Here is a 17,858-nt window from a genome sequence, read left to right as displayed (position 1 = left end):
GACCCCCCATGATCCCCACCGCTTTCGTGGCGCCGGGCGCGCGCCCGGCTGCCCTCTCCCCTGCCGGGCGCGCCCGCGCCGCGGCGCTGCTGGCCCTGCTGCTGGCCGGCGGCACCCTGCCTGGCTGCGCCACCACCGACTCCGACCATGCCAGCCAGGTGGCGGCGATGCGCGCCGCCGCGACCTTCGCCGAGGCGGCCGCCACCGCCTATCTGGCGCGGCGGGATACCGACCCGGGAGAGCAGGCCGCCATCCTGGCCGGCACCCGGGTGCTGGAGGCGGCGTTGGAAGCCTGGGCGGCGGCACCGGCGGATGATGCCAGGGCGCAGGCCATGCAGACCGCCCTGGCGACGCTTGCCGCCGCCCTGGCGGAAGCCGGGGTGATGCTGGCCGGGCAATAGCGGCCGGCGGGCGGAGCAGGGAAACGGCAGGCCGGGCGGTTGATCAGCAGCCCCGGGGTTGCACTTCCCGCCCCGGAAAGCTAGGAACCGCCGGCCCGTCTCCACGGTACGCTGCCGTAGCTCAGTGGTAGAGCACTCCCTTGGTAAGGGAGAGGTCGAGAGTTCAATCCTCTCTGGCAGCACCATCCTAAGCCCTTGATAAATTTAGGTTTTCTTAGATTTTCCCGGCAGGGTTGGAAGCCCAAACTCGTGTAAAACCCGAGATTTGAGTACTTAACAGGCACAAGTATCGAACACGCTTAGAACGCCAGCGCCCCCACAGCCTCGGCGACGAAGGCCGGTGAGTGATGTCCATAGACTTTTTCGATAATGTCCTTGGACGTGTTCGTGAACTTCCCGATCTGCTCGTAAGGGATGCCGGCCTGCACCATCCACGTAATGGCGGAGTGCTTCAGGACGTGTGAGGTGATCTCCTCCACGCCGGCCCGGCGGCAGGACGCTCGCAGGGCCGTCTTCACATCTGCCACCTGTTTCCCTCGGAATTCGATCACGTAAGGCGTCTTGGCCACCCCCTTCGCAGCCTTCAGGGCTTCGATGAGGCGCACATTCCCGGCGATGGGTGTCTTCCCCCGGCGCTTGTTCCCCACGTCGTCCCCGAAGTCGATGGTTTCGTGTCCCGCGGGGTGGAGGGCGACATTGCCCCACGTCAGGGTCAGGATTGCTTCGCGCCGTTTCGCGGTGGACAGGGCGATGAGAAGGAACAGGGCGATGTGCGGAGACGAAGTCTCCATAAGGCGGTTCGCCTCCTCCTTCGTGATCCAGCGGTCGCGGGCTTCGCCGGCCGACAGCTCAATCCGGAATGTCGGAACCCGGTCGATCTTGTCCTCCGATCCTGCCCAGTTCAGCGCCGCGCGGAGTTGGCGCAGCTCTTTGTTGATGGTGGCCTCGCTGACGGGTTTGATCCGAAGGCGTCCGCTCGCGCCGCCGGAAACGTCGCCTGACCGCTTCTTGATGTAGTCGGTGATGGTGGTCTGGGTAATGGACTGCGCGTAAAGAGCGCCGATGTGCCGCTTAATTGGAGAGTATGAGTGCTCAAGGGATGCTGCGCTCTTAACTTGCGGCTTCCGGTACTCAAGGTAGGCGTCGCACAGCTCGGCAACAGTGGGATTCTTGGCAAGTTTCGGCTTCCTGTAGTCAGCCGCAAACCTCGCCCTTTCCTCCTCTGCTTCCTTTGCGTCTTTGGTCCCAGTCGCCTTGTCCCGGGTCTTGCCAGTTGCAGGGTCGGTGTACCGGATCACGTAGTAACCATCGGCACGCTTCGACAAGGTGAAGTTGGGTGTCTGCAGCTTCGTTCTAGCCATGTCCAGTCCGCCCCACATGCTGCGCGATGGTGGAGGACTCTAGACTGTTCTCGCGAGCGTCGCGAGTTTGGGCGGCATCGAGAGATGCTGCCATAAGCGATTGAAGTGATTTCATTTTCGTTTTCTCTGCCCGCGCCAGCCCGTTCGACCAGCGTCAAAAAAACGGCGGGCAAAGGGAGAGGCTGACGGCAAGAAGGACCCCGGAGGAGCGCGAAGCACGCTCCGCGCTAAAGGACTTTAGGCGGCAAGGACGCCGGGTAGAGGCGTTTAGGGGCTAGCCTGATAGGCGGCTGATCTGGGGCTCTCTAGTAGGGAGCAGTATTCGCTGCTCGGATGCATCGCGCAGGAGGATGGCCCGCTGGGAGGCGCTGGCAGGTCTAGAACAGACTACCTTGACGCGCAGGGGACTGAGCTGGCGCAGCGGCGGTTGACGCCTCGCCTAGCTCCCCGCCGTCCTGCTTCCCGCCCCGCCCAACGATCTGGAGCGCACCGTCCGGGAGGGGCCTTTGCAGGGCCAGCGCCTCCGACAAGGGCGCATTCATCCACACATCGATTTCCTCGCAGCTAGTGAGGATAGCCTGCATTGCCTTGGGATGGACGGCCTTCACCTCGGCATTGGGCCGGCAGGTCAGGAAGGCGAATAGGTCATCGACGGTCTCACCGTCCTTCACCTTCAGGGTAGATCGCCAGCCCTGCACATTGATCCCGGCGAAGAAGGCCAACGGCCTTTCCGGCGACAGCGCGAACCAAACGTCACCGCCTTGAGCGCCGCTGAATTCTGAGAAGCTGGTAAAGGGCACACAACGCAGCGATGCGCGACCTCCGTCCACCGGAGCCAGTGCTCAGCCTTGGAATGCCGAACGTTGGTCACTCCGGGGTCTCGCTTACCCGTTAGGTGGACCGGGTTCGACGGCGCGCCAGTGCCAGCTCTCGCCCATCGGACCCGTTGCGGACAATCGGCGCGTGGGTGTTCGGGTAGATGCCGGGGAGCGGTGGAAGGTTTCCCGTACGATCCGCCATGGCGCGCGCAATCTGGCGGATCGCCACCTGCCCTTTGGTCAGCGAGTACAGGTTGCACATTTTGCCAGGGTAACGCGGAAGGATCGAAACTGACCATGCCTGAAGGGATGGCGGCTCCGGGGACTCGCCTCTGCTCGATGTTCTGTGTATGTTCCCTATCGTGCTTAAACCTAGGGACGCCCGGTGATGCCCGAAGACCCCCAGCCGACCCCTCCCCCAGACTGGATCGCGCCAGCCCTTTGGCAGTTGCTAGTCGCCGCGCGCGACGGTGCCCTTGCCGCCGGAGGGAGCCCTGACGATGGCCTGGAAGCCGCCCGGTGTGCTGCCTTGGCGACCTGGCCCGCCCTGCCTGCCAGCCACCTGACGGAGGCTCTGCTGGCGCTGGCGAGCCGTCCACCCCACACCGAGGCCGGTGGCGCTTGGTTCATCGATCTGAACCCGGCTCCCCGGGATGAAGTGGTTGCCTGCCTCGCCTATGCGCTGCGCCATGACGCCCGGGGCAAGCCCACCCCCGGCACCAAGGACGTGACGGCAAAGCTGGCGGCCGAATGGATCGCGGACCATATGGCCCGGAGCCGCTTCGTCGTCACCCGGCTGCCACCGACCGCGCTGCACCGGGCGGGGGGATGATCGGTTTCGCCGAACTCGGCGCGCGGTCGCATTTCAGCCTGCTGGACGGGGCCTCTTCGCCACAGGAATTGGTGGCAACGGCCAAGGTGTACGGCCATGCAGGACTGGCGATCTGCGATACCAACAGCCTGGCCGGGGTAGTGCGTGGCCACGTCGCGGCGAAGGAAGTCGATCTTCCCTTCGTCGTCGGCTCTCGCCTGCGGCTGGTGGATGGGAGTGAGTATCTCGTCTGGCCTACGGATCGGGCCTCCTACGGGCGGCTGACCCGGCTGCTGTCCGAGGCGCGGATGGCGGCGCCGAAGGGTGATTGCCCCATAACACCCAAGGCCATGATCGCTGCCGCCCAAGGCTGGGTGGTAGCTGCCATGCCTCCATCGGTGCTGGACGCTAGCTTCGCCCAGCGCATGGCCGATGAGGCGGTGGTGCTGCGCGGGAAGCTGGCCTTGCCACTGTTCCTTGCGGCGCCCTGGACCTTCCGGGGCGACGACCGGAAGCGCCTGGACTGGCTGGCGGCGCTGGCGGAAGAGGTCGGCGGCGGGCTGCTGGCGAGCACCGACCCGCGCTACCACCATCCGGACCGGCGGCGGCTTGCCGATGTCCTGGCCTGTATCGCCCGCACGGTGACCATCGACCAGCTCGGCTGGGAGGCGGAGCGGAACGGCGAACGGTGCCTGAAGCCGCTGGCAGAGATGCAGCGGCTCTATGAGGGCCATCCCGAGGCGCTGGCGAATACGCTCCGGGTGTTGGACGTGGCGCGAGGCTTTTCCCTGGACCAGCTTCGCTACGAATATCCCGACGAAATCCTGGACCCTGACCGCACCCCGCAGGAGACCCTTGAGGCCCGCACTGCTGAGGCTGCCGCGGAGCGTTGGCCAGATGGCGTCACCGCGGATATCCAGGGCCGGCTTGACCATGAGCTGAAGCTCATCGCGCAGTTGGGTTACGCGCCCTATTTCCTGACGGTACACGAGATCGTCCGCTTCGCGCGCGGCCAGGGCATCCTCTGTCAGGGGCGCGGATCAGCGGCCAATTCTGCCGTCTGCTACGCGCTCGGCGTCACCGCCGTTGATCCGGCGAAGCATGATCTTTTGTTCGAACGATTTGTGTCGGCGAGCAGGAATGAGCCACCGGATATCGACATCGATTTCGAGCACGAGCGACGCGAGGAGGTCATCCAGCACATCTACAACCGCTATGGCAGAGACCGAGCAGCAATTTGCGGCACCGTCATTCGCTACCGCGGGCGCAGCGCGATCCGCGAGGTCGGCAAAGCCATGGGCCTGAGCGAGGACATCACCGGCCGCTTGGCCAAGCTTGGCTGGAGCCATCGCGACGCCGATCTTGGCACCGTCGCCGAGGCCGAAGGATTCCGGCCGGCGGAAGACCCTCGCCTCGCCATGGCACTGGAGCTGGCGGAGGAGCTGCAAGGCAGCCCGCGCCACATCGCCACACATGTGGGCGGCTTCGTCATCACGCGCGGGCCGCTGGTGGAGCTTGCCGTCGTCACCAACGCGGCGATGGAAGATCGCACTACGCTGGAGTGGGACAAGGACGATATCGACGCACTGGGGATGCTGAAGGTCGATGTCCTCGGCCTTGGCATGCTGTCCTGCCTGCGGCGAGGGCTGGACCTACTGCGAGAGCATAAGGCACTATCGCTCGGCCTGGCCGACATGCCGCCGGAGTGCCCGGACACCTATGCCATGCTCCGCCGCGGCGACAGCCTCGGCGTCTTTCAGGTAGAAAGCCGGGCGCAGATGAACATGCTGCCTCGGCTACGCCCCAAGGAATTCTATGACCTTGTGATTCAGGTAGCGATTGTCCGCCCCGGCCCGATCCAGGGCGATATGGTGCATCCCTATCTTCGTCGGCGCGCTGGCAAGGAGGTGGTCGAATTTCCCTCGCCCTCGCCCGAACATGGTCCTCCGGACGAGTTGGAACGCGTGTTGGGGAAGACCCTTGGCGTACCGCTGTTCCAAGAGCAGGCGATGAAGGTCGCCATCGTCGCCGCGCGGTTCACCCCGGACGAGGCGGACCAGCTCCGCCGCGCGATGGCGACTTTTAAGCACACCGGCGGCGTCAGCAGCTACCGGGAGCGTCTTGTCCAGGGCATGGTCAAGCGCGGCTACGATCCGGATTTCGCCGAGCGTGTCTTCAGCCAGATAGAGGGCTTCGGGTCCTATGGCTTTCCGGAGAGTCACGCCGCCAGCTTCGCGCACCTGGTCTATGCGTCGAGCTGGATCAAATGTCACCACCCCGGAATCTTCGCCTGCGCGCTGCTGAATTCGCAGCCGATGGGCTTCTACGCGCCAGCGCAAATCGTCGATGACGCGCGCCGCCACGGGGTTGATGTCCGCCCCATCGATGTGAACGCTAGCGGGTGGGATCACTCGCTGGAGCTGGACGAAGGCAGCAAAGATCGGCTAGCGCTTCGCCTCGGTATGCGCATCGTCGCTGGCCTTGCTGAAGTGGACGGGCGGGCCATCGAAGAGGCACCGCGGGCCGGCAACGGAGTCCCCTACACGTCGATTGCTGAAGTGGTGATGCGCTCCGGTGTCGGGCGGCGCGCAATCGAAGCGCTTGCTGCTGCCGATGCCTTCAGGAGCCTCCCGCAAGGCAGGCGGAAAGCGATTTGGGATGCGACTGGCGTCGAAGGACAGCAGTTGGCATTGTTCGAAGTGGCAGACGATGTCCCGATGCTGGTGGAGCCCTCCGCCACTCTACCGCACGAGCGCGAAGGCGAGGCCATCGTCAGCGACTACGTCTCGTCGGGCCTGACGCTTGGGCGTCATCCCCTTGCGCTGCTGCGGCCCATTCTGGGGGGCATGGGCTGCGTCGATACGCGCGCCCTTGGCGCCCTGCGGCAAGGCCAACGTGTGAAACACGTCGGCATGGTCATCACGAGACAAAGGCCGGGTGAGGGGAACATCGTCTTCATCACCACGGAGGACGAGCACGGCACCGCGAACCTGGTGGTCTATGCCCGGATCGCTGAGCGTGACCGAGTCGCGCTGATCGGCGGCAGGCTACTGCTGGTGCAGGGGAGGGTGGAGCGCACGGAAGAGGCGACCGAGGTGCCAATCATCCACGTCATTGCCGAGCGCTTGGTGGACAGATCGGACCTGTTGGACCGGCTTGGCGAGATCGACGGCGCGTCGTCGGGACTGGACCGCGCGCTTGGGCGGGCGGATGAGGTACGGCGCCCTGATCCTGGTTCACGTAGGCCTAGGATCAGTCAGAAGACGCGGGACTTCAGATAGACCGAGATCGCCCGTCACCCACCTGCCTGAGCCCGGCCGTCTATCTAACAACCTGCAATCCCGGTACAAAAGAACTTTTGCTCCATTTTTGGTAAGAAACCGCCGCGGTCACGCATCACGCCCTGCAGATCGATTGCAGCCATGCACTCGATAATGCGCTCCTCCACACACCAACGAAGGAGCCTAAGGCATCCAATGACGCGCTTCGTTCCCAGCAAAGATGTTCCCAAGCCCCGAGCCAACTTGTCGTCTGAGCAAAATACGAAGCCATGCTCCTCGCACGCGGCTATGGATTCTGTTTCTCCCTGCCCAAGGCCATACCTTGCCAACAGCTCAAGAACGCGGGCCGCGCTTATTGTAGTGTCGTCAACACGGTGCAGGGTGCCTGTGGCCACAAGCGACAGCAACTGGCGTGCGCAATCTCCCTCACATTCGCCGGCTGCTCCGGCGGCGATCCAGAAGCGACAGCGCTGCAGTTGGCACACCAATCCAAGTGCGCTCGCGTTTGAGAGATTGATGAGGGAGCAGGCGTCAACGACGACGTTCACGAGCTATTCTGCCATGCGCGTCAAACAGATCCCCAATCGTCAGGCCGAAGCGTTCGGCAGCCCATCCGGCTGACACCCGCCCTGCTTCAATACGATCCACCACGTATAAAAGCAGCCTGTCTGAAACCTTGGGAATTCTGATCTCCGGGCGAGGTGGCAAGCCGAGCACATCTGCTCGCTTCTCGGGACTACCAAATTCTTTCTTCAAAGCTTCGGCAAGAGCCGTAGCGCCGCCTTGCGGCAGCAGCTTGAGCTGCTCGCAACGTCTGGCAGCAACCTCGAAACTGACGCCGAAGAAGCGCGCGAGGTAGAGAAGCTCGATGTCTCCGACGCTATCGGAAGTGGCGTTCAGAGCGGTCCGAATGGCCTTCAGCGCCCGCGCCACACCGCGTGTTGGGAGTAAAAGCGCTGATGCAAAGGTATCCACAAATCGCTCATTAATAGAACGCTGCTTCCAAGCAGCGATCTGTGTGGAGCTATCAAAGATCGCGGGCTCGCCTTGGCGATGATGGGCGATAATGTGCCCCAACTCGTGCGCCAAAGTAAAGAGCATTCGCCCTGGGAATCGGGGCGACACAAAGGCAAACCCGTAGCCACCAACGACAACAGAAGCACCTTCGTAGCGTGACAGCCTCAGACCGCCAACAATGATCTCGGCCTTGTCGTTAAGCAGAGCTGGCAGATCCGTAAGGGGGGCATCAAGTTGCGTCGGCAGGAAAACGTCCCGAAAGCGGTCCGCCAGCCGGTGAGCCTCCAGGGAGGTCTGCTCTACCGGCCTCATCTCTCCGAGCCACTCCGGCGGACGGGCGCGGTTCGGCAAGATTCGGATCGCGGCCTCGACGAAGCCTGCTACGAAATCCACCGTCGACTGCTGCTGTCGCGGGCCGCGCTGAGCAGCGCTACGAAAAAGGACGCTAAGCTCACCTTCTCCGTCAGCCGTCCGGCGGCCCAAGGCAAAGGCCCGCATGGGAAGGCGCAGGCCTTGCGACAATGCGCGCAGCTCCGACAGATCGGCGGGTGCCCCCTCTATGATTGCCTGCACGCGCTCCACCGACAGCCGAGTTGCCGCGGCAATATTCTCGGCGGACAGTTCAAGCGACTGAAGTAGGCGCGCCACCCCATCCATGCCAGCTAGGTCGCTCCCTTAATACCGGACAGCCAGTCCAGCATCTTACCAATCTGCACTTCGTCGAGCTTCGACCACCGGCCTATAACATCGATAACCCGATTCGCTCTCGGCCGAACCAAAATCTCCGACAACTTGCCAAGCGTCTGTGCACGACCGATTTCGACCTGATTCGGCGTGTCTAGCGCGACAGCATTGCCGCCTACGATGAAGTTCTCAATTCGGCTCTCGAAGGTGTCCAGAGGGTGATGGTCCAGAGGGTGCTGTGTTCCATCTGCGTGCACAATGATGTTGCCCACCACCTTGCCGCCCGCGTCGCGCGCAAGCCGATTTTCGGGGAAACGCTCATAAGCGGCCAGCGTGTTGATCTTCTCTGCAACCTGTAAGCCGCCGACGACATATTGCTGAACGCCGGGAACCTTACCGCTTACCACGAAAATCCAGTCGCCCTTTGAGACGAAACGCCGGACGTTCGGCATGCATGCGCCAAGCGTGGGGATTGTCGTGAACAGAGGGTCGTTAAGGTTGCCGCGTAGCGCGGGGTCAGCACCGGTACCCGTTATGTAGACGTATCCCTTCATGGCTTCCTCTGGTCAGGCGCGGGCGACTGGGGTCCCAGGAGTCGCCCGAACGCCGAGATTAACGGGTTGCTTACGGAAAGGCGACGGCGGCCTGGCGGTCTGAAAGTCGCGCCGCAATGCTCGCACTCGTGCTCGCTATGCGGCATTAGAGCTTTGGTGTGGCGGTCTAGGTGCGGCTGTCCACATTTAGAGCAGACCAAGGCATCGATCTTGCCGACGAGGTGGGGAAGCGCCTGCTGCGCCATCAAATATCTCACCATTTCGATATCTATAGAAACACCATCGAGACGCACCAAGGAAAAGGTCTCATCAGGCTCGGGGCCGCCTCGCTTCCCCGGGAATAAATGTACGTGAATGCCCTCCTGCTCCGACCGCCGTCCAGTCCAAAGAATGGCAGGGTTCGAGGCCCAGATCTGAACTCCGCCAGGATAGTCCGAAAGCCGCACATCTAGCGTTTCGGTAGCCATTTCCGGCGAACCGTTTGCGTCGATGCCCTCCAGTTGTTTGCGGGCGAGGACAATCGGATTAGAAATTGCATCTTCTGAGTCATGAAAATGGCGACCGCAAGCATGGCATAGATGCCGACGGTGCGGTCGGAGAGCAAACTCATCGGAGTCCAGATGGCCCTCGCCGCAACGTGGGCACGTGAGGTATTTCAGCCGGTGACCGAGAAGCCGGCCAAAATAGTAGCCGAGGGCGGCAGCGCGGCGAATCAAGACATTCCTAGGCCCAAAAAGGTCGGGGCTACAGCGCACGCGCACCGCTGGAAACGTACCGTCAATTTCCTTCTTTGCCGTTGCGCTCTTACGGGCATGTACATGGATGCCGGATTGGGCCGACCGGCCTGTGGTGTTCAGAACAGGCTCAAGAGCGGCCCAGATTCCAATTCCGCCAGGGTATTCGGCTGGGTCAAGGTCGAGACATCCTACTAGATCCTCGTCCGTACCAGCGGGCTGACACACGTCCAACCTAGCGCCACCACGACCACTGGCATTGCCGCCATGGGCGTTGCACCACCAGCGCGGTTGCCCGTTTCGGGCCAGGCCGACCTCACGGATGCAGCATTGTCGCTCGACGGGAATCATCTTCCCGGCACCCTTCATAGCCTTGCTGTTGCGTATAGCTGGTACGGCGCCATCGAACTTACGATACCATACTCGTTTTTAAAAAGTACCTGAATTTCGATTGGCTGAAGTATGCCCGAAATGCGGCTCGGCCTTCCAGCTTTTTCGTCGAAGGGGCCTCGCGCTGCTGGAGCCCATCAATGTGCGCCGGGAGCACCAACTCAGGTTGCGTCGGCTCAGGCTCCTGGTCTCGATACAGGGCAGAGCATGGCGCGCCCCGTGCAGGGCGCACCGCGAAGCCACTTTGAGCGTCAAAGACCGCACTGCCGAATGAGAAAGGTAAAAGTACCTTAGCAGGGCCATTCTACAAACGAGATAGAATCGGAGAAGCATAGGGAACATTTTCCCATAATACGGACCGGACATTGACTCCTGTTGTACGCTATTGGCTAAATAATTTGTCGCCGTGTAATTAGATTAAGGGCGGCAATGCAGATAAATTCTTCAGATGAACGCCCCAGCGTTGCCGATGGGTTGGACAAAGCCTCGTCCGCCCAGCCTGACTTGTGGATCGAGATAGTTCGGGAAACTCCGTTTGTGGAAGTCGGGGGGGCGACGCCCCGGCGAAACTCCCAGAACGAAGACCCCACAGGTCTGTAACATTCAAGCGAGGGTAACCTGAGCTGCGCCCGATCCCACAACGACGAAGTAACGTCGCGAGATATGTACTTTACGCATAGGCCGACGTCTAAGCATGCTTCCGGAGCAGATCTTATGCTTCGAGGATGCGGTACACGCTGGCGCGGCTGATACCGAGCCGCTTGGCAATCTCCATCGGCTTCACATCCTCGGCCTTGAGCCTTCGCACCTTGTCGGCCTGTCGCTGCGCCGTGGGCGCCCGGCCTCGGTACTTCCCCTTCGCCTTTGCCGTGGCGATGCCCTCCCGCTGACGCTCCAGCATGAGGCCGCGTTCGAACTCGGCGATACCAGCGAGCATCGTCAGCATGAGCCGGCCCGTGGGGGTGTTGGTATCAAGCGAGGCGCCGCCCATGGACAGGATGCGTAGAGCCACGCCCTTGGCCTCCAGACGCGCCACAATGGCCAGCAGGTCAACCGTGGAGCGCGCCAGGCGGTCGGGCTTCGTCACCACCAGCACGTCGCCAGCGCGGACGAAGTCCAGTGTCACTTCAAGCTGCGCCCGCTTCGCCACGCTGGAAACTTGCTCGGTGAAGAGCTTCTCGACTCCGGCGGCTCGGAGATCGCGTTCCTGCGCCTCCAGCCCGGCCTGTTGCTCGGAAGTCGAGGTTCGTCCGTACCCCACCAGCATGCTGCGCGCTCCGTTATTCTCACTGAAGTCTAAGACGTTGTAGCGGAGCCGTCCAAAAAATCCAGGGCCTATTTGTGTGAGACGTTCTGGAGGCGCGCTGAGAAGTCTCACACGACCAAGGTCCAGTGAGAAAGGCGGTACAGCGAATTAAAGTGGGCCAGAGCGTTGAAGCGGGAGGAATCGGGCCACAAAGCCCGCTTGCCAGCGCTTCGGCGTTAGTGGCGCCAACGGTTTCGCAGTGACCAGGCCGGCGTCCTAAAGCAATCGGCAATGCTGGCGGCGGCGGAGCGTTGAGAAAGCGCAATGGGACCCAAAGCGGGGGGTACCCAAGCAGCGGCGAAGGGGACAGGTGCTGCGCCTGATGTGGCGTACTGCCGGCGTGGGGAGCTGGGCGTGAGGTGTGGACACCCTCCGCCGTGTTTGGACACCCTGTGGGAGGGAGGGTGTCCACGCGAAACCCAGGTTTTTCCTGGCTTTGGACAGCATGGACACCATAGACACCCTTTTTAGCTAGTTCAGAGAAAATGAATTCAGGAAGGACAGAGAAGCCGCAGGCACCTCCTCTCACGCCGGAATGGGCGGAAAAAATCTACGGAGGATGTGACCCCCAAAAAGGGTGTCTATGGTGTCCATGCTGTCCAAAGCCAGGGTTTTCCTGGGTTTCGCGTGGACACCCTCCCCCGGACAGCCTGTCCCGTGGGTGTCCAAACCCTCGCAGGGTGTCCAAACGAAAAGGGGGAGAGCATGTGCCCTCCCCCTTCGTCATTGCGGAGCTGTCCTCCAGCTCGTCAGTCCTCCTCGCCCTCGTCGTCGCAGTCGAAGGCGTCGTCATGGAGGCTGAACTTGTCCGTGAGGATCGCCCGTAGATCGTTGAGCGATGGGAGCAGGTAGACCGTCCCCTTATTGTCGGTGCGTGCAATCTTCTTCCGGCCTACAGCTTCAGCTTCCCAGAACTTCTCGCACAGGTCGGTGAACAGCTTGTCGTTGGTTGCCTGCCAGTTCGTCCCGAACTTCTGCATCCACTCCGCGTACTGCTGCTTGATCTGGCTGCGATAGATTTCGCCGCCTTCAGGGAGCGGATAGTCTTCGCCCATCTTGACCGCGTTCCAGAAGAAGCGCTCGGGAATGGTAAGGCTCTCCTCAAACTGGCGGGCCAGCGCCTCAGTCTTCGGCGGTTGGTTCAGCTTGACCCAGTCAGGCTTCTTCCAAGTCAGCAGGAATTTGAAGAATTCCCTGAATCCGCCAGCATGCTCCAGCTCAGTCCAAAGAAGCTCGAAGTGTTTGTCATTTCCGAGGAACCTGTCTGATACGTCGATCACAAAGAAGCGCCGCTCGTCGTCTGACACGGGCACAACCCATTTTTCATTGCTCGTGAACATGAACCGCGAGAAGTTCTTGGCCATGAATCCGTCAGTCCGCATAAGGCGGATCTGGACGTCCTCAGACGTGATCCACGACTTGATCGTACCTTCCGCAGCCTTGTCCCCGCTGAAGAATGCCTCCTCAACATCCACCAAGAGAGTCGACAAAAGGTGCCCGTTGAACTGTCCAGTGAGCTGAGACGGTTTATCGAGGCGGGCGAAGTACTGAGCCCCGATCAGCTTCTTCATGATGTCAGCCAGCAGCGTCTTGCCGGTGCCCTTCTTCCCGCGCAGGATGATAGACGAGCCGGGCTTCGACATGGGGTTCTGGAACAGGTCCGCGAGCCACGAATAGAACCATTCGAGTTCGCGCTTCCTGCCCTGGAAGTAAGCTTCCTCGAAATGCTTCCGCAGGGTCTCCCAGGCCACCGGATGCGGTGGCTCCTGAGGGTCCACGTCCAGGCCCCAGCCACGCCAGGTGTTGTAGCTCTCGGGAAGATCCTTCTGATCGATGTCCGGAGCCAGGAGGAAACCCCGCATGTACTCACGGCGGTAAGACCACTTCCGCCAGACGTCAGTGACCTTCCGCTGCACGTACTTGGACTTGTCCTTGTCCTTGACCATGACCGTGCAGCTCTGGTTCTCGTACTTCACTGCGAAATCGGTGAGGCTACTCATCTCGGGCATGGACCGTGGAATCCACGCACGCTCGATCTTCGGGTTGTATGAGGTCGGCGTCGTCAGGCTGCGGAAGTCCGCTACGCCGAAGGTCCCACTGACGTTGATAAGGGCGTGCTGGCGGTTCAGGGGAAGGAGGTAGTGCTCGATCAGCTCCCGAGCCTTTTCCCTCCGCTTCGCCCGGTTCTCGAAGTAGTCGTCATCGTAGAAGAACTGCATGGCAGTGTCTTCGATGATGGTATCGACCGGCTTTCCGACGTGGTTGGCGAAGTCTTCCAGTTGGAAGAGGTGGTAATCCTTCTTGCTGCCCGCAACACCGGGCATCGTATTGGTAATATCAGACATAGCTTTATGTTCTAGTGAGAAGCGGCAGCAAAGACCGGCTGCCGGAGAAAGGTGCCAACACAGTCGATCGGCACAGAGGTGTCACTGCACACGAGTGCAAGTAACGACATGATTATACGGCTGGCGAATGGGCAATGAAATACCACGAGACAAAAAAATCTCTTGTCTGCAAGCAGCCGCAAAACATGACACTATTTTACAGTACGTGTGTGCGATATGCTAGTACTTGTTTCAATGTGCAGGTTGTTGTATACTATTGTCCATGACCACTACTGAACTCAACTCGGCTATCGCCGCTGGCGAGATGGTATGCATTAAAGCAGCCTCCGCCCGAATCGATGTCGGATACTGGACCTTGCGCCGACGCCTCATCCGCGAGGAGATCCCGACTTTCCGTCTGCGCGGACGCCGCTATGTCGCAGTGTCCGATCTCGACAACCACCCTGGTCTCAGGGTTCCTTAAGCCAAAAAAGAAGGGGAGATCGATTTCTCGATCTCCCCCTCAGTATGGCCTATGCTTCTGCCTTTCGGCAGTGTGCTTTCTCACGTAGAACTCCATTATTATAGGGGTTCTTGCATCCCTTGGCAATGAATGATTTAGACTTGTCCACTTTTACTTCAGAATCCCTGCGCACTCGTCTGCGCGAACTTGAAGGCGCCGCTGATCGCGCCGCCGCCGTCGTCCTCGAAGCGCAAGCCCGCCACGACGCCGCCATCAAAGACGCCGTCCTGTCTGGCGACCTCGATGGTCCTGCGCGGACTGAATCCATCCTCATCGCTGCACGCTCCACGCATGCTCGAACCGTCGAGACGGTCGAACAGGCGAAGCGCCAGATCGCCGAGGCCGAAGCCGCCGAAAAGGCGGAGCTGCAGGCGGTAGCCCGCGTCGAGATCGACGCCGAACTGGTCGACCTGGCGGAGATTGCCGCCGAGATCGACCGCACCTTCGCAGCGGCAATCGCCAAAGCCATGGAGATCCGCACCCGTGAACTCGCCATTCGGCTTCGGACACGCGAGATCTTCAGCGAAGCCAGCGGTGGGCCGCTCATCCTGACGGCTCTCAACTCCATGGCGAGCCATCTTCGAGCCGCAGCTAACGGCCTGGAGCAGGACCCACCGGCCCATGTCTCTAAGGCGGTCGCCAGCAGCACCCATCAGATTCTCCGGGCTACCGGCAATGCGTGAGTACCTCGAAGTCATGCCCAACGGCCGTACGATGCGCGGATGGGTGGGCGGAGACGATACCGAGCTGGAATTCGGCGTCATCGAGCACGCCATGCCGGACGGGTCGGTCATGCGTGAGGCCATCATCCGTCCCGTGGCTCCGCCTGCGCCGGCCCACGATGCCCAGCAGAAGGTACCGGCCGATGCTGAATGATGAGGGGCCTGCACCGTCCTGCCGGAGCGTCCTCCAGGGCGTCCTACGCGGAGGGGTCTCCGCTCCATTCGGCCCCTTGGCCCCGCTTCCATCCCCTGCGGAGCCTGAATTTGAGGCCGAGAACGACAGCAATGGCAAGTGATTGGTTCACCCTTCCTGGCGACGACAGGCCACCGAAGCGTCGTCGCAAGAAGGTCGAGGAGGAAACCCCCTCGTCCCCCGCTCCAATCGTCGCCAGCGCGCCCGAGCCCGCGCCGCCGCCAGAACCAGAAGCAGAGCTGCCAGGGTGGGCGAGGTATAAGCTCCCGAAGCGACCGCCCCGGCACCTGGGGGAGGTGCGCTGGTGAACGCTGACAGCATGGAGCAGGCTCAGATCGACCTGGCGCTTGCCCAGGACCAGATCGCCGCTCTCGGCGTCATCCTAGCCGCCATAGCATTCGTTCTGGCTGATGAGGCGGCAGCGAAGGCACGAGAGGCGAAAGCCGCCAGGAGGGCCGCCAGAAAGCCCGCCAGGAAGCCCGCTGGCGCCTTCGATGGGCTTCCTGGCTCTTCTATAAGGGAGCAGTATTCCGAGGCCGTAGGGAAGGCCCCCTAAGCCGCGTCAGGACACCTAATCCCCGACCGACCCGAGACCCTACCGGACTCGACCCCGGTAGGGTCTTTTCGTTTGGGTGCTTAGCCGCTGAGATGATCTAATACTTCCCTGGCTGAGGCTCGTGATCAGCCCCCAAAACACCATCAACCTATTGAAATAACGCTACTATCAATCTCGGTAGGCCACACGATTTTGCATCGTGTGGCCTTTCCTATACTTGGACCGCTAAAAATAAACAATAAATAGCGCGAAAAAATAGCCAGCCGGCCTACATGTAGTAGGTCACATCGCTTTAAGTACAAACCGAGTAATAAGCACCTTGGTAAGGGAGAGGTCGAGAGTTCAATCCTCTCTGGCAGCACCATCTTTTCAAGGGCTTACATTCTCCAGGGCGCTACGGATAACGCCCGCTCGGGCGTATCGGCCCCGTTGGCTCGGAGAGGCCCCTCTCTGCCGCCACCTCCTGCCTTCCGGTTCTTGGCTCGTTCGCCTGCCCTGGTTTCGCCGAGGCGTCGCGTCGCCGGCCACTTCCCCCGACACGCGTCCTCTCGCGCTTCGTGCACGGATCGCCACGCCCGCTCTCCTGCGATACCGCATGATCACCTGGCCCGCAGACCGCTTCCTGCAAAGCATCGGCGGCCGACCACCATGCAGCTTCTCGTCCATCACCGGAGGCCCCCGGCCTCGGCCCGACGGCCGCGCCTGGTCCCGACCCCAGAGCGGGACGGCCGAGCTTCGCTCACCCATCTGGCTTATTGTCTGGTCGCGTGATTCACGGCTTCGATCGATTCGACCTCAACCGATCACGCTCTAACGGCTTGCGTAACCTGCGCCGCGCCAGTGCTGCCCCTGCTGTGTCCGACCACTCCCTCCGGACCTTGATCGGCGCACCGGTCCTGCCATTGGCTACCGTCCAGCCCATGCCCTGAGCCCCGCCCGGCCGCGCCTGCCAACCCATAGGTTGCTCGAGGCGCGGCTCCGGCGGCGTAGCCGCCTCCATGCGCCTGGGCCAAGATGGCGCTCTCGGGAAGGAACGCGTACATCCACGTCATCGCCGTCGCAGAGGTCGCTCCCCAATCAAACGCTGTCGGACACAGGGCGGCCGCCCGGTTCCGGCAGGTGACGCTCGCATTTACGCTCCTGGCTGGCTGCACATCGCTGTCAGGCCAGGAGCTGGAAGAGCCGCAGCGGAGTGGCTTCGACCGTGTCTGCGCTCCGGTCAGCCGGATGCGGCACTCCCTTGACGCAGAGCCCTCACCGCCGCCACCCGCATCACCTCAGTTGGCCGTCGGGCGATTAACGGCTCATGGCTTTTCGCGGGGCGCCATCGAGATGGCCGATGTCCTCGGCGCAGTGCCCCTGCTGGAACGGCTGGTCGAGACGGAACGCGCCCGCGGCCTGGCGGCGGAGATGCAGACGCTTCGCCTGCGGCAGGCGATCATGGACCGCATCATCCTGGCCATGGTCGATGTCTCCAGCACGCTCGCCGTGATCGATTGCGAAGGCGAACGGGGGGATGCGCTGCGTGTGCGACTGCAGGCAGCGGAGGACCGACGGTCCAGGCGGCTTGGTCTGGCCAGCATCCTGGTCGGCGCGGCAACGGCGGCTCTGTCGGGCGGGCTCTCGCTGGGCGGTGCGTCGGCCGGCGGTGACATCGCCGGCATCGTTGGCGGCAGCGCCGAAGCTTCGGTCGCGACCACCCTGCTGTTCGGAAAGGCGTCCGGCAGGTTACGGACCGAGCGCAACCTTCTGCGCGAAATCTGGGAGCGTCCACCCCGCTCCGACCTCTTTCCACGCACGGTCTGGAGATACCTGACCCGTCGACCAGCCGGTGACGCGGCAGGCCGCACGCCGGCCGAGGCGGTCGCCGAGGAATGGCGGGCGGGGGAGCGGCTGGGGCCATCCGGCTCGCAACTGGAGCAGGAGCGAATCGCGCTGCTGTTCGGCCCGGGCGGCATCTACACGACCGAGGAGCTGGAAATGCGCGACGCGATGCTGGACCTGCTGGAAGCGAGCATCGCGCTGATGAACGAGGAATTGCGCATATTGGTCATCGAGGTGCTGGAGCGACCTCTCCTGCCGCGCGGGCACGAGCATATCGGGCCATGACGGAGGCCTGACCGTCAGCATGACGGCCTGCACGGAGCTGGGCATCCACCCGTTTCGCTGCCTTCGACCCGAGC

The 17,858-nt window shown here is 62.2% G+C and carries 13 protein-coding genes, 1 tRNA gene and 1 pseudogene; 8 read left to right on the top strand and 7 right to left on the bottom strand.

Annotated elements, in window-relative coordinates:
• Nucleotides 1–8: 8 nt before the first annotated feature.
• Together E5N76_RS13295 and E5N76_RS13290 are read left to right on the top strand one after the other, a co-directional pair.
• Entirely contained in the window at nucleotides 9–401 is a 393-nt protein-coding gene (locus E5N76_RS13295) for a hypothetical protein (protein WP_149537789.1), read from the top strand.
• Nucleotides 402–511: 110 nt separating this feature from the next.
• Nucleotides 512–586, top strand: a tRNA-Thr gene (locus E5N76_RS13290).
• A gap of 114 nt (nucleotides 587–700) precedes the next feature.
• On the opposite strand, the gene E5N76_RS13285 is transcribed toward E5N76_RS13290, so the two are convergent.
• Together E5N76_RS13285 and E5N76_RS13280 are read right to left on the bottom strand one after the other, a co-directional pair.
• Nucleotides 701–1,762 (bottom strand): site-specific integrase, encoded by a 1,062-nt coding sequence (locus tag E5N76_RS13285; protein ID WP_207791966.1) that lies wholly within the window; start codon nucleotides 1,760–1,762, stop codon nucleotides 701–703.
• A gap of 473 nt (nucleotides 1,763–2,235) precedes the next feature.
• Nucleotides 2,236–2,842: pseudogene (locus E5N76_RS13280) on the bottom strand (SOS response-associated peptidase family protein); the annotation flags it as partial.
• Between the two features lie 126 nt (nucleotides 2,843–2,968).
• Here E5N76_RS13280 and E5N76_RS13275 point away from each other — a divergent pair.
• A complete protein-coding gene (locus tag E5N76_RS13275; protein WP_149537787.1) occupies nucleotides 2,969–3,412 on the top strand; it encodes a hypothetical protein in 444 nt (147 codons plus the stop codon).
• Nucleotides 3,409–6,672 carry an error-prone DNA polymerase gene (locus tag E5N76_RS13270; protein ID WP_149537786.1) on the top strand — a complete coding sequence of 1,088 codons (3,264 nt, stop codon included), beginning with the start codon at nucleotides 3,409–3,411 and terminating at the stop codon, nucleotides 6,670–6,672. The genes E5N76_RS13275 and E5N76_RS13270 overlap by 4 nt, the downstream gene beginning before the upstream one ends.
• A gap of 44 nt (nucleotides 6,673–6,716) precedes the next feature.
• Here E5N76_RS13270 and E5N76_RS13265 read toward each other — a convergent pair whose 3' ends face one another.
• From E5N76_RS13265 to E5N76_RS13245, 5 genes are all read right to left on the bottom strand, one after another.
• Nucleotides 6,717–7,220 (bottom strand): hypothetical protein, encoded by a 504-nt coding sequence (locus tag E5N76_RS13265; protein WP_149537785.1) that lies wholly within the window; start codon nucleotides 7,218–7,220, stop codon nucleotides 6,717–6,719.
• A complete protein-coding gene (locus tag E5N76_RS13260) occupies nucleotides 7,204–8,346 on the bottom strand; it encodes an ImmA/IrrE family metallo-endopeptidase (RefSeq protein WP_149537784.1) in 1,143 nt (380 codons plus the stop codon). Before E5N76_RS13260 ends, E5N76_RS13265 begins: the two co-directional genes overlap by 17 nt.
• Before the next feature lie 5 nt (nucleotides 8,347–8,351).
• Entirely contained in the window at nucleotides 8,352–8,927 is a 576-nt protein-coding gene (locus tag E5N76_RS13255) for an Nmad2 family putative nucleotide modification protein (RefSeq protein ID WP_149537783.1), read from the bottom strand.
• A gap of 1,836 nt (nucleotides 8,928–10,763) precedes the next feature.
• A complete protein-coding gene (locus E5N76_RS13250) occupies nucleotides 10,764–11,318 on the bottom strand; it encodes a recombinase family protein (RefSeq protein WP_149537782.1) in 555 nt (184 codons plus the stop codon).
• Between the two features lie 788 nt (nucleotides 11,319–12,106).
• Nucleotides 12,107–13,702 (bottom strand): primase-helicase family protein, encoded by a 1,596-nt coding sequence (locus E5N76_RS13245; protein WP_149537781.1) that lies wholly within the window; start codon nucleotides 13,700–13,702, stop codon nucleotides 12,107–12,109.
• A gap of 588 nt (nucleotides 13,703–14,290) precedes the next feature.
• Here E5N76_RS13245 and E5N76_RS13240 point away from each other — a divergent pair.
• The 4 genes from E5N76_RS13240 (at nucleotide 14,291) to E5N76_RS13225 (ending at nucleotide 17,784) form a co-directional block, all read left to right on the top strand.
• Nucleotides 14,291–14,887, top strand: a complete 597-nt coding sequence (locus E5N76_RS13240) for a hypothetical protein (protein WP_149537780.1) — start codon at nucleotides 14,291–14,293, stop codon at nucleotides 14,885–14,887.
• Nucleotides 14,880–15,080 carry a hypothetical protein gene (locus E5N76_RS13235; protein WP_149537779.1) on the top strand — a complete coding sequence of 67 codons (201 nt, stop codon included), beginning with the start codon at nucleotides 14,880–14,882 and terminating at the stop codon, nucleotides 15,078–15,080. The genes E5N76_RS13240 and E5N76_RS13235 overlap by 8 nt, the downstream gene beginning before the upstream one ends.
• Nucleotides 15,081–15,423: 343 nt before the next feature.
• The gene (locus tag E5N76_RS13230) at nucleotides 15,424–15,675 is read left to right on the top strand and encodes a hypothetical protein (protein ID WP_149537778.1); all 252 of its coding nucleotides are present in this window, start codon (nucleotides 15,424–15,426) and stop codon (nucleotides 15,673–15,675) included.
• Nucleotides 15,676–17,007: 1,332 nt separating this feature from the next.
• On the top strand, nucleotides 17,008–17,784 hold the full coding sequence (locus E5N76_RS13225; RefSeq protein ID WP_149537777.1) for a hypothetical protein: 777 nt from the start codon (nucleotides 17,008–17,010) through the stop codon (nucleotides 17,782–17,784).
• The last annotated feature ends 74 nt before the right edge of the window (nucleotides 17,785–17,858 follow it).

Origin of the sequence: Siccirubricoccus phaeus (assembly GCF_008360935.1) — a bacterium.
Lineage (GTDB): Bacteria > Pseudomonadota > Alphaproteobacteria > Acetobacterales > Acetobacteraceae > Siccirubricoccus > Siccirubricoccus phaeus.
This window is presented reverse-complemented; position numbering and strand designations above follow the sequence as displayed.